The organism is Vibrio mediterranei (assembly GCF_900088415.1).
GTDB lineage: Bacteria > Pseudomonadota > Gammaproteobacteria > Enterobacterales > Vibrionaceae > Vibrio > Vibrio mediterranei.
This window is the reverse complement of record NZ_FLLQ01000005.1, coordinates 312,142-327,789: the sequence shown is the minus strand read 5'-3', so window position 1 is coordinate 327,789 and position 15,648 is coordinate 312,142. Positions and strand designations below refer to the sequence as shown.

Below are 15,648 nucleotides of genomic sequence, written 5' to 3'. Positions count from 1 at the left end.
TAAGTGGAGAGAGCACAGTGACTCATCAAATTATAAAAGACCTAAACAACCGCTATACAGCTAAAAAATACGACGCAGCTAAACGTATTTCTGCGGAAGATATGGAAGTCATTAAAGAAGCGATTCGCCTTTCTGCATCTTCAATTAACTCACAGCCTTGGAAGTTTATTGTGATTGAAAGTGATGAAGCTAAGCAGCGCTTTCACGATACCTTTGCCAACATGCATCAGTTCAATCAACCGCATGCCAAAGAAGCGTCACATACGATTTTGTTTGCCCATAATCCACATTTCACCAAAGACGACTATAAGAAAGTGGTGGATGTAGAGGTTACTTCCGGTCACCTGCCTGCAGAAATGTTTGACCAAATGTTGAATGGCGCGTTTGGCTTTGCGGAGCTGAATACCGATGAAAATGGTTACAACGGCCAGTGGACCAAAGCACAAACGTATATTGCACTTGGCAACCTTTTACACACTCTAGCGCGTATGGGGATTGCGTCTACTCCGATGGAAGGTGTCGATTCCGCGTTGATCGGTGATACCTTTAAAGATGAATTGGGCGGTTATGTATGCGACTTTGCTTTAGCTCTTGGTTACCACAAAGATGGCGAAGACTACAACTACGGCTTACCAAAGGCGCGCTTAGCCCAAGAAGACATCATCACGGTACTTTAAGATAATGTAGTGTTTCCAAACGACCGTCCTATGGCGGTCGTTTTTCGTTGCATCCTACCTTCTACTTTCTTGTTTTACATTCTAAATGTGAGCAACTATTTCCACCGCGTTACGCCTGCGTCAATTCTGCTCAAGTGTTATTCAGCACTGTGAAACATAGGTCAAGCCCATAGACCGCTAACAATATATTGAAATTACTGACTTACTTTGGCGGCTTTTACAAGCAGTGGAACAGTAATGAAAAAACGTATCAGACTACTCCTAGTCATTGCACTATTTTCGGTATCAATGGCTAAAGCAGACACCGGTATTGGCTTATTCGTTGGCGACCCTTATTGGGGACTTGATGTTAAACACAATGATTTACGTTTTAACGTCAGCCTCGACGATAAAATGGGCTTTGGTGTCAACAAAGTTTTTGGCATACAGAATACGCCGATTTATTTTTTCGCAGGTGGGCACTATGTGAATCGCAATAGTCGTTATATCGCCTTTACACCGGGAATCGGAGCGGAATTTAGAGTGAAGCCTGTGGGGTTTTATGTAGACGTGACCCCAGCGATCTATTTGGATCAATTTGATATAGAGCTGGAGGCCAGAGCGGGTTTTAGGGTGTATTTCTAGTTCAATAAAATGAGGCCAACAGTCTAGTGGCCTCTTCCCGTGTTTTGCTCGCAAAACCTTATGGCTGCTTATGACGCAGTTGCCATTGTGCTTCGAAAAGTGATGTGGGTTTAACTGCCGTACCTAGTGATTCGATGTAGGCTTGCTTTTCCGTATCTTCGGGAACATCAGTGTATGCTGCTGTGCCTTTCTCGATCATGGTGTTGATGTACTTTGATCTAGGTGCGACAGAAAATTCATTACCTGTCATTCCAATAATATAAGGCATTATAATGCGGCCATAAATGCCGTCGTCTTTCATGAACATAAAGTCTGCACTGTCTTGTGCGGTATTAACAGGATTCCAAAACGTTAGGCCATGAAGGTGATTAGGCTGGTTGCCTGAACTTGCTCCCCAACGTCCATATATCCAGCCTCCATTCATGTTATCGAATAGATTATGCATGGACTGTTCGCCGTGCAAGTCGATTGAAGAGTTCGGTCCATAATGACTGTCTTTATAAACATTGGAAATCGAATACTTTGAAACGCCAGGAGCGTGCCAAGCGTTTGAGTTATCCGTCATTCCGTCAATGAGATTATTGTTGCCATACATAATCGTGAAGGCTAAATGCCCTGGTGTGCCAGATAGGGTGATGTTATTAGCTGTCACATTATACGTGTTCCAGAGTACTCCACCTTGGTTGAAATCTCGGAGCTCTACATTCCGAATCCAACTATCGTGAGCTTGTCGTAATGATAAAAGACTGTAGCCACTGTCATGAAGTGCATCATGATGGTGTACAAAATTATCTTGCCAATTACCGGAGATAGTCAGATTCTCGATACCTATGTTGGAATACGAAGTAATTTTGTTAACTTGCCAGCTATCTTGGGGCTTGAGAGAGTGTGCTACAGGTGTCCAAAAGTGAAGTGTATTTCCGTCAATGTTGCGAATTGTGTGTTTCTCGCGTTTGTCTAAGCCTTTTAGCAGGTTACTCCATACTGGTGTAGCAGGAGAAGAAGCTTTGTACTCTATAAGGTATGGACTAATAGCACTTTCAATCGCATTACTGCGCTTTATGAGACTCTTTAGCTCAACACTATCTCCTACCATAAAGTCTTGTGCATTATCTACGGTAAGTGAGTTGGTTGAACCGCCTGGGATAGTGGATGTGAGCACTACGTCAGCGCTGCTATAGATATCTGAGCTGCGTGCTCCCACTTGAAGCATATGAGGAGTGGTCCATTTTTTCGATGGATTCTCTGGCTTTAGGTTAGTTTCCATTTTTAGGGTCGTTATACCTACACCGTCTCCCAAAATGACGATCCGATCAAGGTCGATAAAAATAGGTTGTTTATTCTTGATGTCATCAAGAATCTCCGGATCAATTGACGCATCATCAGTAGCATCATTAATAATGTAAGTACCGCTAGGGAAATAGAGAACGTCGATGGTTTCGGATGAACCTGCTGCAAGTTGACGACTTTCTTTGATAGCCGCGATGGCGTTTTTTATGGCTTGCTTATCACTCACTCCGTCATTAGGGTTTGCACCGTAATTTTGAACGTTTGTCACCTTGTAGATTGAATTACTAAGCGTTGGTGTTTGCGTGGGAAGAGGAGTATCACTTCGTAAGTACCCAGCATACGAGTAGTCATTCAAAACACGCTCTGGAGCCAGAGTGTTTGATGTGTCTAGTAAACCAGTATCGTTATCCCGACTAGCAACAAAATCAATCCAATATGGACTGTTTAAATCCTTACATGCAGCGAGTAATAACATTGAAGAAAGTAAGATAACCTTTTGTTTCATAATGATCCCTTATTAATGGTTATACAGCTTTGTCGCCAGCTGTTTTAGTTGTGGAATGGCATGGTTGTAGAAAGCATGCAAACCGGAGCAAAGGTAGTTTTGTGGAGATTCATCTTGTGAAGGTGCAATGCGATCTTTCGGGCAGCCGCCATTGCAATAACGAAGGTATGGACATTGTTTGCAAGCTGGTGGGAGAGTGCTTTTCTTGGATTTTCCGAACTCTATTTGGCGCGCTGAGCTTGCCATCTCTGCCAGAGAAAGCTGCTTGATACTGCCAAGTTGGTGTTTGGTTTGGATGTAATGATCGCAGCTATACACCGAACCATCTTGCATGATAGCCAACGCTCGGCCACACTCTTCACTTGTAATACAAGAAGAGCTAGGTTGTCCGAGCAAAACAGCCATGCAATCCTCAAAAAATGGCACATAAATACGACCAACATCTCGACTGTACCACTCATCAAATATCTCTTTCATAAAAGTGCCCCAAGATGATGGAGTGATAGAGTAGGTTGGTTTTGTTGTGATGATATATTGACGGCTTTGTTCGATTTCTTCTGGGTCAACTATAGGGATGAACTGCATTTGTCGCGACTTAATCTCATCACGAAGAAATTGATAAATATCTATGGCATGGCAGGCGCTGTGACTTGTGACACATGTGAGTGTAGCAAAAGGAATGTTGTACTTATGCAATAACTGAGCGGCTGTTTTTACTTTTTCCAAAGTTGGGCGCCCACCTCGACTGTGACGGTAGTAGTCATGAATAAACCTTGGGCCATCAATACTTAACCCGACAAAAAAACGATGAGTTTTAAGGAATTTGCACCACTGCTTATTGAGTAGGATTCCGTTTGTTTGTAAGTCGTTATGGATGGTTTTTCCTAAAGGATTATGGCGCTTTTGCAATGTGATTATTTTTTCGAAATAGGCTAACCCCAACAATGTCGGCTCTCCACCTTGCCAACTAAATACCACGTGATCATTTGGCTGCGCTTCTATGTAAGACTGGATATAACGCTCCAATGTTTCATCAGACATCAGTTTCGAAGACGGCTGCTTGAGTTCTTTTTCTCTATCCAAGAAATAACAGTAATCACATTGAATATTGCACAGTGAGCCGGTTGGTTTGGCCATAACGTGAAAAGAATGGGGAGATTGCATGAAGTAGCCTCTAACGTCTATAAATAGCAATGTGGATAGCGCCAGCTCGTAACAGCTGGCGCTGAAGGTTATTTAAACCATCCTTCAACCTGGATGCCGACTTGGAACTCAGTGTCATTACCAGTGCCAAAGGCATTTTGGTTCTCATAGTCGTGGAAGTAAGTGGCGAACACACGAAGCTCAGGGCGAGCCCAAAAGCTCTTAGACGGTGCCCAAGCTTGAGCTAAGGTAATTTTACTACCTGCTTGGTCTTCACCTTGCGCGGTTGTTGCATCGAAATAACCAATTTCCATTATGGTTTTGTTAAAATCATCCCAACGGTATTCTGGGCGAGCAACAGCGGAGAACGTCTTTTGAGTTGTGGTTTGGTCTCGCTCAATATCATTGATAGAAGAGGTGTAGTAGAGTGAGTGGGCAATGACGACACTGTCGCTAATGTTTAGCAGACCGTAGTTCATGACACGATAAGCCGATGCGTCTTTTTGAACTTCAGCATAGTAGTTTTTACCGGCGTGATCGTTGAATAGTGCTTTGGAAAAGCCATTAGTACCGTATTGGAATACCGTATTGTTTTTCCCCCATTTACCTCCACTGGTCATCAAGCCTGTGGCCATCAAACCGTTCTGGGTCTGTAAAGTGAATTCGTCAGATTCGTTTGGCATGCCATAATCAAGGCCAACTTCGAGCTCGGCCATATCCCAAAGATTGATACCTTTATAACGAGCATCAAGAATGTTGACGTTCAGTTTGTTGTTGACGGTACCTGGATCATCGAAATTTTGGCTTTTACGGTCAGAACGAATAGCAGAAACAGACAATAATCCATCCCCCAAGGGGATATAATCAATGCCGCCGCCCGTACCAGAAACGTTCCAGTAATAAGTGTCGATAATATGGTTGTCGTGGCGTTGGTTGTAGCGTTTACCAGCCCATACGGTGGTATCGGGCAACGCCGTAATGAGTCCTTTAACTGCGACATTGACCTCTTTAAACATAATGTCAGTGTCCGAGTCGTTAATTGATTCCCAGTCATTTGCACCATCAGATTTGTAGACCATACGAGTTTGGAAATACACATCGTGCTGCTCGGTCTTCATTAACTGCGTGCCAAGGCCGAGACCAAGGTAAATATCATCCTCGTTACCTAAACGCCCAACTTTCTGTTTGTTATATGAAACCATTGCACCACTGCTAGAGCTGGATCCTGCACCTGCGCGAAAGTAACTAGAAAAGTCTACGTCTTGGGCCAAGCTATTGTGGCTGAATATAAGTGTGAGTGAGGACACCAAAAGTGGGGTGTTAATCTTCAAATACTTCACGGTAATTCCCTTGTTTTATTTTTTGTTGATAAAGATGTCTTTTTTAGAAATTAAGGGATTGTTTTTTTTATTAGAATGAAGAAATTTAATGAAGAATGAATAAAACGAAACTATTGGTGATATTGTTTTATAAGCGTGATCTCTCTCAATTAATGGCTTTGTGACGTTTTTCACAAAATAAAAACCAAATAAGGAAAATTACCGAAGTAGTTTCTTTTTTTTCATTTTTAGATTGTTTTTAACATTGAATGTTCATTACCACTCTTAATACACTGGCTGTAAATATCAATTCTATGAATAAAACAAGCAACCTGGAAAGAGTGGCAATGATAGAACACGCATATCCTACACAAAGGTATAAAAGAAATGATTTTAATGGACAGCTGCAAGCAGCAATGTCCTCCGTGAAGCGTAATATATCCAGAATAGGCATTAACAATCCCAAGATAGGTAATGAAGATGGCACGTGGAAATACTGCGGTCCGTCTGACTGGGTTTCCTCTTTTTGGACAGGGCAACTTTGGCTTTGCTATCAAATTACGGGAGATAGTACCTTCAAAAATAGCGCTCATATGCGCAAACCGTACTTTAAAGAGCTTTTAGTAAACCCCAATTGGCATGACCATGATCTCGGCTTTCAATATTCACTCAGCTGTGTGGCTGGATACGTCCTTACTGAAGATGAAGAGTATAAATCAATGGCTATTGAGGCTGCGCATAGTCTCTATCAGCGATACCGTCGACTAGGTCAATATATCGTAGCTTGGAATGAAACTCATGTGCTTGGGCCTGAGAAAACACAAGGCAAAACGATCATTGATTCGTTACAAAACACCGCATTACTTTTCTGGGCCGCCAATCAAACGAAAAGTGACGTATTGCGAGATGCTGCGATCAATCACTCGAGAACGATGGCTAAACATATTGTTCGTGATGACTATTCGACTTTCCATACTTTTAACTTTGACTCTCTTACACAAAAGCCCATCAAAGGTGAGACTTTTCAAGGATATGCGGATGATTCTTGTTGGGCGAGAGGACAGTCTTGGGCCATTCATGGGTTTGCACAAACCTATTTATATACAGGCGATAAATCCTTCTTAGATTTAGCCAAAAAACTGGCGCAATTTGTCATGCCATATTTGCAAGATGATGCGGTTCCTGTATGGGATTATCGATTACCTTCCGATGAGCATCCGTACAAAGACAGCTCAGCAGGTGCAATAACTGCAGCAGGGTTTCTCTTGATTGCAAGCTTATGTGAAGACGAGCAAGAGAAGGATTTCTATGAGCAATGGGGTATGCACCTAGTACAAGGCCTCATTGAACAATGTGATTTAACAGCAGATGAATCGGCTCATGGTTTGTTGTCTCAAGGTGCTTCTTTCGTCGCTAAAGATATGGCAAACAATATGTTGCCTTATGGTGATTACTATTATCTCGAAGCCCTGATGCGAATTTGTGGGCATCAACGCTACTTCTGGTAAGGATACAATAATGATTTCAGGATACGATATAAGTGCAATAGTTTTTTATTTCTTATTTATGGTGTTACTCGGGTTTGTATTCCGAAAGCAAGTGGCAAATACCAGCGACTACTTCCGTGGGGGCGGTAAGATGGTTTGGTGGATGGCCGGGTCTAGTGCGTTTATGACAACGTTTAGTGCATGGACCTTCACGGGCGCAGCAGGTAAAGCTTATATTGATGGCTTTGCAGTCGTTTGGATTTTTATATTTAACATAGTTGGTTATTTGGTGTGCGCGCGTATTTTTGCACCCAGATTCAGGCAGTTAAATGTTATCACCCCGATGGAGGCGATTCGTCAACGTTACGGAGCTAAAACGGAGCGCTTTTACACCTTTATCTATATGATTACTGGTCTTATGGGCGGTGCCATCACGCTTTATGCGGTATCTATCTTTATCTCAGCAGTTATTGGCATCAACATTCAACTAGCAATTGTTATTACTGGAGCGGCTGTCGTGTTTATGACCATCACTGGTGGCGCATGGGCGGTTGTATCTAGTGACTTCCTTCAAGCACTATTGATCGTTGCAATCAGTGTCGTGACTTTTATCGCGGTAATGAACAATGTAGACAGCATCACGGATATTACTGACCATTGGCAAGGCACCACGTTATGGACGGGTAACGGTATTCATTACCAAGAGATATTCTTGTTGTGGATTGGCGCGATTTTCATCCAACGTGTTATCGATATGAATAATATTGGTCAATCGGTTCGATTCTTGTGTGTTAAGGACTCCGCTCAAGCTCGCAAAGCAGCCTACCTTACAGCATTACTATTCGCATTTGGTAGTATCATGTGGTTCATACCTCCAATGTGGTCTGCAAGTGCCGGTATCGATCTTACTTCTTTGTATCCGCAATTAGGTGGGAAAGCGAACCAGGCTGCATATCTTTCTGCTGTTCAAATGTTACTTCCTGCTGGGATGGTTGGTTTAGTGGTGTCAGCAATGTTTGCTGCGACAATGTCTACGTTAGACTCAAGAATTAACTTTGTTGCCGCATCATTTGTGAAATCTATCTATAAGCCGATGATTAACAAAGATGCGACTGAAGTTGAAGAGCTCAGAGCTAGTCGCATTGCAACCGGTGTCATGGGATTAATCGTAATTGGTTTTGCTCTATTTTTAAATGAATTACGTGGCATCAGTTTATTCTCGATGATGATTATTTTTGCAGGGTTGGTGAACATTCCTATGATGATTCCACAAACTTTAGGCATGTTCATTAAGCGAGTACCTGACTGGGCAGGTTGGGCGACAGTTTGCTTCGGGTTTGTAGTGAGCCTGATCAGTAACAACGTTTTCAATGCACAATGGGTGTCTGAGACAATTGGTGTATCGTTGACAGGTCGAGAGTTGGGTGACTTAGGCGTAGTTATCACTCAGTTTATGCATTTAGTTATCACGGTGGGTTTCTTCTTCTGTACAGGTTTGTTCTACAAAGCACCAGTTGGAGAACGTAAACAAGCGGTAGAGCAGTTCTTTATTAATCAAAAGACGCCAATTGTTTCACCTGTGGGTATGGAAGAATCAGATATTATGCAGAGCCGTATTTTAGGCCGACTAACACTGATTTTTGGTGGTGTAATTTCTGCCTTTTTCTTAGTACCAAATGAACACTCATATTATTTCTTAGTGTGTGGATTGTTTATTGTTGCTGTTGGCGCATTGATATATTCGCAAAGCTTAGCTAACAAGCCTCAATTTGTGAGTGTAGCAAAATAGTGATAGAGATAATTCGCTATTCTACAAACTAAATAGAAAGCCGCAAACATAGATATGTTTGCGGCTTTTTTGATTAATTAGTAGCAATGTAACGATTTTTCGTTTTAGGCAATGGCTAACACCTAGGTTTCATTAACACTTGATGGACAGACGCCAAATTCTTTTTTGAATGCTCTGCTAAAGTGAAAGCTATCGTTGAAACCTAACTCAAAGGCTACTCTCTTTACATTGGTGCCTTGGCGCTTGAGCATCATCATACTGGCATCCAATTTTAGTTTTAAGTAATACTGTTTGGGGGTAACGCTCAGATATTTCAAAAAGAGTTTTCTTAAATACTGCTCAGTATAGCCCGACTCTTGAGCGAATTGTTTTATCGAAATGTTCTGTCCGATATTTTCACTCATTTTAGCGACGATATCGGTAACAGTTTTCTCCTGACTACTCATGCGCTTTGATTGGTCGATTAGGGTTAACCACTTGTAAAACACAAATCCAAATCCCGCGACAGCTGCATTAAGTTTGATTGGTGACTTTGAAGCAATCAGTAGTTTCACTTCGCTCAAAATTTCTGGGTATGCGTCGTTTTTTAACGGAATCGGCTCTTCAAATGGAATAGGGGTAACTCCTTGCATCAAAAACTCAAACCAATTGAGATTCCAGACGATTCCATTTGTCCAGTAGCTATCTATATTTCGACTGTCTATGAATGTCACACTTGGAGCAGATACCGTAAGAACTTTCCCACTAATTAGCTGAATGCAACCACTTCCTTGAATGGTGTAAATGGCAACGATTGCATTAGGGAGTATAGGCAGGACACGGTCTCTAGGCCATTTGATATGGTAGTTAGCATCGGCTTGCACATCCCACATTGAGCGTAAGGTGATACCGCAAGAGTCAGCCGATTGTTCGATGAGCAATGGTTGATTTTTCATAGTTTCGTTTTTTACATTCAAGAGGGATTTTTACTATGGTTTATAGTAGCAACTTCCTCTAATTTTAGGAATCAGTAGTCTGTGATAAGGCGCGAATAGTAGAGCTCTATCACTTTTGTAAATATTTGAGGCCTCGATGATTTCTGACTTCTTAAACCCAAAAGAAAGAAAAGGCATGTTCTATAGAAATGAACAGAAAAAGCCGAACATAATTTTCATTACCGTGGATATGATTTCAGCGGACTGTTATCACCCAGACCGTCCTCTATCCAAGGTAATTAATACTCCAAATATCAATGCCATTGCTGACGAAGGTACTGCTTTCAGTTCGGCATTCACTCCTAGCCCGTTATGTGGACCAGCGAGGGCTGCGATTTTTACAGGAATGCATCCGCCGTACTTATCTAATGGTGAAAGAACACCTGTAGGGATGAAAGTAGATTTGGAGTTGGATGATATTATTTTCCAAGACTATTTGAAGCGGATCGGGTATTCGCTTAAGCACTCCGGTAAGTGCCATGTTGGCGTTGAAAAGTTCGTGCGTACTTTTGGTGAAAACGTCCATGCCTGGGATCGATGGGGCCCACCCGTAGAAGATGATGATCGTTACCTTACTTATCTTGCCGCACAAGGGGTTCAACTTCCACAATATCGAAAAGAGCTTAGAGGTTTACAAATAGATAAGATGTCCCCCGCGAACTCTTTTGGTGGTTGGATTGAACAACAAGATGGCTCAGATTTCCCGTTAGATGCACATTACTCGGTTTTTCTTGCAAAGTTGGCTATTAACCAAATAAAAGCGTCGCGAATCCAAGCTCCAAATAAGCCTATTTTTAGTCAGTTAGAGTTTTTTGACCCTCATCAACCCTACTCTGTCCCTAGTGGTTTAGAGCAACGTTATCAGGAGATAAAAGAAGCCATTACGCTTCCTGATAGTTTTGATCTAGTAGAGCCTGACAACCCGATATATGCACTTTATCAACAGTATTGGGGTATGTATGACGAAGATATGGTCTCTGATTACATTGCTTGTCACTTGCTCCAAGTTGAAGTGGTTGATCATGCAATCGGTCATTTGATTCAGTTTTTAAAGCAGGAAGGATTGTGGGACGATACGGCGATAGTGTTTTCCGCCGATCATGGTGATATGAATGGTCGTATGGCTATGGCGGATAAAGGTTCCTATTTCCAACCTGACATCTTTCGTATTCCATTAATGATTAAGCCACCTAAGAGCGAAAGAGTTGTTGAAACCGTGAGTAAGGTTGCAGTTTCAGCGATTGATATAGCACCAACCATTCTAGGTTTTGCGGGTATTGAAATACCACCGCAGATGGAAGGTGATAACCTATCCAAAGTGATGCAAGGAGAAGAGCGTCGGCCTCTGACGCAAGTTTATCAGACTGGAGTTCATGTTGGCTGTAATTATGGATTTGGCTTTCAGGTGGATATTGAGGATAAGAAATACTTCTATGGCTACAACGCCACTACAGGTTTCGAAGAACTGCACCATCTAGATCGTGATGATCAAACAAACCTATTGGATTCGAGTGATTACCTAATTCATAAAGAGTCTATTGTCGCGCAAGCGAAAGATTTGCTTTTATCTGATCCTCGCTGGATGGGATATTGGTCATCCTATCGTTTACACAATGCACGCTATCTTCCAGTGAGCTCGGAAGATATGCAAATGCTTAAACCAGTCTAGAATTAAAGTAACTATCAAGCGGGTTCATTCCCGCTTTTTAGGGGGCTTATTATGTCTTGGAGAAAGCAGGGTAATGACCCTGACTATAGATTTACTTTGGCAAATGAAAGAACCTATTTAGCGTGGATTCGTACAGCGTTAGGTTTTTTTACAGCCGCTATAGCCGTTGACCAGTTGGCTAATAGTCTCAACGATGAGTTTTATAAGCCATTGATTTGTATTGCACTACTTGCTGTATCAATTATCTGCTCGATCTTTGCTTACTCTAATTGGCGAGGAAATGAGATAGCAATGCGGCTTAACTCGAATCTTAGTTATTCAAATGCCATAAAAATCATTCCCGTCTTAATGGTGTTAGTTATCGTTGTTTTACTGAGTAGTATCTATAGTGATTCATTCATCCAATGAAGCTACGTTAAAAAGTGACGCAGGGTTACAAGTTGAACGCACGACATTGTCATGGTTCAGAACTCTGTTTGTATCCTTTTTAATCGCTCTATCTATCCTTAAGAAAGCACTAGATTATGAGGGGGGAACTTGGCTTTTTGCCTTGTTTTTTGCTTCCGCTCTAAGTATTGCTACTTACTATTCGTTGTATTTCGTATCGTCTACATGTATTCGGCGCAAAGCTGGACGTTACAAGATCATTACCTTGTCTTTGGGCATGGCGGCATTTTTGTATGGAGTTGGCATTGTCGTTGGCACATGACGCTATAAATATGATTTGAGAGGTTTTTGTTAAGGTTGCCACTAGCAACAAAAAGCTAATGGCAACGACTTAATATTTACTTAGGCTGCTTCGCCAATACTGCATCAATATCAGCAGCGCTATGACGTTCTGCGAGTGTTTCCCATTCTTCGCCCCAAGAGCGGTTAACAATACGGCCACGTTGAACAGCTGGTCGTGCTGCGATGTCTTTAGCCCAGCGAATGAGGTTTGGATAGCTTTCAACGTCTAAAAACTCAGCGGCATGGTATTGATTGTTAATCACTAGATTGCCATACCAAGGCCAAGTTGCGATATCAGCAATGCTGTATTCGTCGCCACCAAGGTATTGATTCTCAGCGAGTCTAGCGTCCAATAAATGTAACTGGCGTTTTGTTTCCATAGTGAAACGGTTAATTGGGTATTCGAACTTTTCTGGTGCGTAAGCGTAGAAGTGACCAAAACCGCCGCCAAGGTAAGGGGCTGAGCCTTGAAGCCAGAATAACCAGTTCATAGCTTCAACGCGCTTAGCAGGATCGCGCGGCAGTAAGGCACCGAACTTCTCTGCTAAATAGAGTAGGATGTTACCCGATTCAAATACCCGTACAGGTGTGTCACCGGAACGATCAAGCAGTGCAGGGATCTTTGAATTTGGGTTAACGTCCACAAAGCCAGAACCAAATTGATCGCCTTCGCCAATGTTGATTAAGTAAGCGTCATATTCAGCGTCAGATTTACCCAGAGCAAGCAGCTCTTCTAGCATGATGGTAACCTTCTGCCCATTTGGTGTAGCGAGAGAGTAAAGCTGTAAAGCATGCTCTCCAACAGGCAGCGCTTGCTCATGACGTGCTCCAGAGTCCGGCCTGTTAATGCTAGCCCATTGGCCGCCGCTTTCACTGTCGTGAGTCCAAACTTTAGGTGGGATATATTCGTTACTCATAGCATCTCCTAATGCATTGAATGGAAGCTGTTTTGCGACTTGATAAAAAAATCCTAACTCGTTTTTACGGGTATCGCAAACCTTTTGAACAATCGTTCAATTATATTATATGACGAGAAAGTTGATGGTCTTTTAGTTCGGCTCTGGTTTGGTATACAAAGCTCGAATTGCGTTGTGTACTCGCCCGGACTCATCACCAATTTTCCATATCAAAGCCGCAGGAATACTCTTTTTGAGCGATGACTCAACATTGAGTTTAACGAGCTGTCCTGAAGTAATTTGCGGTCGAATAAAGGGTTCAACCGCCATTCCCCAGCAAGTTCCATAGGCGATAGCTGTCTTGGCCGCTGATATAGACTCACACTCCCAGACGTTGGCTGAGATGCTGGTATCCTTAACGTTGACGTCGTGGGAAAGATAGGCTTGCCTGTGACGTTGTAAGTCCACGAGTGTCACCTTTTCCAGCTTGGCTAGTGGGTGCTCGGGACTAGCCACGTATAGTAGCTCCGCTGAAGGTAGAGCGATGGATCCTAGATTGCTAAAAATAGGCTGCTCTAGCAGAGTGAAACCAATGTTAGCCTCACCTTTTACTACTGATGCAATAACTCCGGAGGAAGGCTTCTCGACCAGTTTAAGTTTAAGCTTTGGAAATTTGTCGGCGAGCAACGTCAGAATCTCTTTTTCCATCGGAACGCTGTAAACACTATCCAGCGCCAAGGTAAATTCCGTTTCTTCTTCTGGGTCAAGTTCATTAGCCAAGCGCTCAAAATTTTCACATTGTGCTAGGACAAGTTTGGCCTCTTTTAGAAGAACTTCTCCAGCTGCCGTCAAGGTGGGGTTTCGCGTGGCACGATCAAACAACGCTTGATTAACATCTAACTCTAAATTGGAGATGGTCATGCTTATTGCTGAATGAGTTTTTTTCATTTTTCTAGCTGCGGCAGAAAACGAACCTGTTTCCGCAGCGAGAACGAATGCCTGAAGTTGGAGCAGATTAACAGTTAACATGTCAGTAAAACTTACACCTAAGTTCTTCATCTTGTAGATAACACTTAATGTTAGGTGAATTCATGAGCTTTGCAACTCGGGGTAGCTGCTAAGGTTTTTGTTTTGTTCTGTCAATTATTCTTAAGGTTTACTGAATTTGTATTTCAGAAAAAATGACTAATATAAGCGTTGTCAGAGGGGGAAACGGCAACAACGTTTTGACAATACATAGTTGAACGGACGCGCTTTATTATAGTTAGAGAAGGTAAAGACCATGACAACTGACATCAAATCTGTATACAACGAAGACATTGACCCAGTAAAAACCTATGAGCGTAAAGTCTCACCAAACGTCGCTTTCTATGAAGACGTTCGTGGCACTAAAGCCAATGGCACACGCCAGCATGTCTATGATGATGTGTTGTTACCTCACACGGGTAATGCATTTTTGGTGAAAGCAGGTCAGGTCATTCGTTTTGAACAGCGTCCAAGCCTACACAATAATCGCACTCAAATCATTGACGTTCATTTTGTTACTCCAGATCTTGAACAATATGGTGACCACCTGAATACCAGCGCGGTAGAAGGTCTGAATCAAAGGTTGTACAGCGCAGTTTGGTCACAAAGCCGTTATATGGAGAAAATCGTAACCTTGGTTGAAGATGAGTTTCCATACGAAAAAATGGATGAAGATTTTAGTCACATCTTCTTCGCAGCGCATTGCTGCCCTGAATGGCTACATATGTGTTATGGCGAACAAGGCAACGTGAATAGCTGCCAAGAGAACTTTATTCAAGGCTTCAACCGAGTCCCGGCAATTGCAGCTATTGAAAATGAAACGCTACGACGTCAAGTGGTACAGACGTTTGCTGACCGAAATGATGTGAACATGTTCCAACCAAATAAATTCACTCAAGACGATAATGGTATTACGCGCTGTGTCTTAGCTCCTACGCCGACGGTTGATGATGGTGTCGGCTGTGAGTTCTATGCTGAAAAAGACATTTATGTAGTGGTAAGCAATTGTCCTTATGCAGACCAAGCATTGCCTTACCCAGAGGCTCGTCCTAACCCAGTGTATGTGAGCGTTTATGACACGGGAATTCAACCGGAAGCCAAACACTTGGGAGATATCGGTGGTTGGGAAGAACGAATCTACCAACGTATTGCGACGAAAGATAACTCGATTAAATAGAGAGGGGTCTTTATGTCGAATCAACCAGACTCAAATCTAACAATGTTGGTTGATACTCCGATAAAGAAGGTGGCGCTGGTTGCCTTCATTATTACCAACATAGGAATGTTTGCTGTGCCAGCAGGACTTGGAGCGCTAGGTGCTTCAATGAGTTGGTCAGCAGAACAAACGGTATCGATAGTCGGCATTGGGTTTGCCATTAATGAAGTCATTTTATTTGGCTCCATCGCCATTCTAGGAAAGCCTCTCGTAGGCTTGATAAAGCGCAAGATTAAGACGTTGTTTAAATCTTCAAAGCGCAATAGTAAGTAACAGACATCAATCTTCTAAAGGACAAAAACTG

At 42.5% G+C, this 15,648-nt stretch carries 15 protein-coding genes; 9 read left to right on the top strand and 6 right to left on the bottom strand.

What is annotated here, in order from left to right; translation table 11 throughout:
• Positions 1-17 precede the first annotated feature (17 nt).
• Complete coding sequence (locus tag VME0621_RS16415; RefSeq protein ID WP_038230704.1) at positions 18-677, top strand: nitroreductase family protein; 660 nt, start codon at positions 18-20, stop codon at positions 675-677.
• 237 nt (positions 678-914) lie between these two features.
• The gene (locus VME0621_RS16410) at positions 915-1,301 is read left to right on the top strand and encodes a hypothetical protein (RefSeq protein WP_038230703.1); all 387 of its coding nucleotides are present in this window, start codon (positions 915-917) and stop codon (positions 1,299-1,301) included.
• A 58-nt stretch (positions 1,302-1,359) separates the two neighbouring features.
• Here the strand turns inward: VME0621_RS16410 and VME0621_RS16405 are convergent, their stop codons facing one another.
• From VME0621_RS16405 to VME0621_RS16395, 3 genes are all read right to left on the bottom strand, one after another.
• Positions 1,360-3,096, bottom strand: a complete 1,737-nt coding sequence (locus VME0621_RS16405; protein WP_062458650.1) for a DUF4955 domain-containing protein — start codon at positions 3,094-3,096, stop codon at positions 1,360-1,362.
• A 12-nt stretch (positions 3,097-3,108) separates the two neighbouring features.
• Complete coding sequence (locus VME0621_RS16400; protein WP_062458648.1) at positions 3,109-4,260, bottom strand: anaerobic sulfatase maturase; 1,152 nt, start codon at positions 4,258-4,260, stop codon at positions 3,109-3,111.
• A 68-nt stretch (positions 4,261-4,328) separates the two neighbouring features.
• Positions 4,329-5,579, bottom strand: a complete 1,251-nt coding sequence (locus VME0621_RS16395; protein WP_062458646.1) for a carbohydrate porin — start codon at positions 5,577-5,579, stop codon at positions 4,329-4,331.
• 326 nt (positions 5,580-5,905) lie between these two features.
• Here VME0621_RS16395 and VME0621_RS16390 point away from each other — a divergent pair, with 326 nt between their 5' ends.
• Both VME0621_RS16390 and VME0621_RS16385 read left to right on the top strand, forming a co-directional pair.
• On the top strand, positions 5,906-7,066 hold the full coding sequence (locus tag VME0621_RS16390; protein ID WP_062458643.1) for a glycoside hydrolase family 88 protein: 1,161 nt from the start codon (positions 5,906-5,908) through the stop codon (positions 7,064-7,066).
• A 10-nt stretch (positions 7,067-7,076) separates the two neighbouring features.
• On the top strand, positions 7,077-8,834 hold the full coding sequence (locus VME0621_RS16385) for a sodium:solute symporter family transporter (RefSeq protein ID WP_062458640.1): 1,758 nt from the start codon (positions 7,077-7,079) through the stop codon (positions 8,832-8,834).
• Positions 8,835-8,956: 122 nt separating this feature from the next.
• Here VME0621_RS16385 and VME0621_RS16380 read toward each other — a convergent pair whose 3' ends face one another.
• On the bottom strand, positions 8,957-9,769 hold the full coding sequence (locus VME0621_RS16380) for an AraC family transcriptional regulator (protein WP_062458638.1): 813 nt from the start codon (positions 9,767-9,769) through the stop codon (positions 8,957-8,959).
• Between the two features lie 175 nt (positions 9,770-9,944).
• Between VME0621_RS16380 and VME0621_RS16375 the strand changes: the two genes are divergently transcribed.
• From VME0621_RS16375 to VME0621_RS16365, 3 genes are read left to right on the top strand one after another with little or no spacing between them, the layout of a single operon-like run.
• Positions 9,945-11,477: a sulfatase-like hydrolase/transferase gene (locus tag VME0621_RS16375; RefSeq protein ID WP_082795509.1), complete on the top strand. Its 1,533-nt coding sequence runs from the start codon at positions 9,945-9,947 to the stop codon at positions 11,475-11,477.
• A gap of 51 nt (positions 11,478-11,528) precedes the next feature.
• Positions 11,529-11,885 (top strand): YidH family protein, encoded by a 357-nt coding sequence (locus VME0621_RS16370; RefSeq protein WP_062458636.1) that lies wholly within the window; start codon positions 11,529-11,531, stop codon positions 11,883-11,885.
• Positions 11,866-12,186, top strand: a complete 321-nt coding sequence (locus VME0621_RS16365) for a DUF202 domain-containing protein (protein ID WP_062458633.1) — start codon at positions 11,866-11,868, stop codon at positions 12,184-12,186. The genes VME0621_RS16370 and VME0621_RS16365 overlap by 20 nt, the downstream gene beginning before the upstream one ends.
• 76 nt (positions 12,187-12,262) lie before the next feature.
• Here VME0621_RS16365 and yghU read toward each other — a convergent pair whose 3' ends face one another.
• Both yghU and VME0621_RS16355 read right to left on the bottom strand, forming a co-directional pair.
• Positions 12,263-13,123 carry a glutathione-dependent disulfide-bond oxidoreductase gene (gene yghU, locus VME0621_RS16360; RefSeq protein ID WP_062458630.1) on the bottom strand — a complete coding sequence of 287 codons (861 nt, stop codon included), beginning with the start codon at positions 13,121-13,123 and terminating at the stop codon, positions 12,263-12,265.
• 132 nt (positions 13,124-13,255) lie between these two features.
• Positions 13,256-14,131 (bottom strand): LysR family transcriptional regulator, encoded by an 876-nt coding sequence (locus VME0621_RS16355; protein ID WP_167542832.1) that lies wholly within the window; start codon positions 14,129-14,131, stop codon positions 13,256-13,258.
• Positions 14,132-14,384: 253 nt separating this feature from the next.
• Here VME0621_RS16355 and VME0621_RS16350 point away from each other — a divergent pair, with 253 nt between their 5' ends.
• Both VME0621_RS16350 and VME0621_RS16345 read left to right on the top strand, forming a co-directional pair.
• Entirely contained in the window at positions 14,385-15,305 is a 921-nt protein-coding gene (locus tag VME0621_RS16350) for a DUF1989 domain-containing protein (RefSeq protein ID WP_062458626.1), read from the top strand.
• A gap of 12 nt (positions 15,306-15,317) precedes the next feature.
• Entirely contained in the window at positions 15,318-15,617 is a 300-nt protein-coding gene (locus tag VME0621_RS16345) for a hypothetical protein (RefSeq protein ID WP_006069349.1), read from the top strand.
• Positions 15,618-15,648: the final 31 nt, after the last annotated feature.

Bases quoted from the DNA above. Each gene is read 5' to 3' on its own strand.
- VME0621_RS16405 (WP_062458650.1), bottom strand. From the start codon at position 3,096: ATGAAACAAAAGGTTATCTTACTTTCTTCAATGTTATTACTCGCTGCA.
- VME0621_RS16370 (WP_062458636.1), top strand. From the start codon at position 11,529: ATGTCTTGGAGAAAGCAGGGTAATGACCCTGACTATAGATTTACTTTG.
- VME0621_RS16385 (WP_062458640.1), top strand. From the start codon at position 7,077: ATGATTTCAGGATACGATATAAGTGCAATAGTTTTTTATTTCTTATTT.
- VME0621_RS16380 (WP_062458638.1), bottom strand. From the start codon at position 9,769: ATGAAAAATCAACCATTGCTCATCGAACAATCGGCTGACTCTTGCGGT.
- VME0621_RS16375 (WP_082795509.1), top strand. From the start codon at position 9,945: ATGTTCTATAGAAATGAACAGAAAAAGCCGAACATAATTTTCATTACC.
- VME0621_RS16400 (WP_062458648.1), bottom strand. From the start codon at position 4,260: ATGCAATCTCCCCATTCTTTTCACGTTATGGCCAAACCAACCGGCTCA.
- VME0621_RS16410 (WP_038230703.1), top strand. From the start codon at position 915: ATGAAAAAACGTATCAGACTACTCCTAGTCATTGCACTATTTTCGGTA.
- VME0621_RS16390 (WP_062458643.1), top strand. From the start codon at position 5,906: ATGATAGAACACGCATATCCTACACAAAGGTATAAAAGAAATGATTTT.
- VME0621_RS16345 (WP_006069349.1), top strand. From the start codon at position 15,318: ATGTCGAATCAACCAGACTCAAATCTAACAATGTTGGTTGATACTCCG.
- VME0621_RS16355 (WP_167542832.1), bottom strand. From the start codon at position 14,131: ATGTTAACTGTTAATCTGCTCCAACTTCAGGCATTCGTTCTCGCTGCG.
- yghU (WP_062458630.1), bottom strand. From the start codon at position 13,123: ATGAGTAACGAATATATCCCACCTAAAGTTTGGACTCACGACAGTGAA.
- VME0621_RS16350 (WP_062458626.1), top strand. From the start codon at position 14,385: ATGACAACTGACATCAAATCTGTATACAACGAAGACATTGACCCAGTA.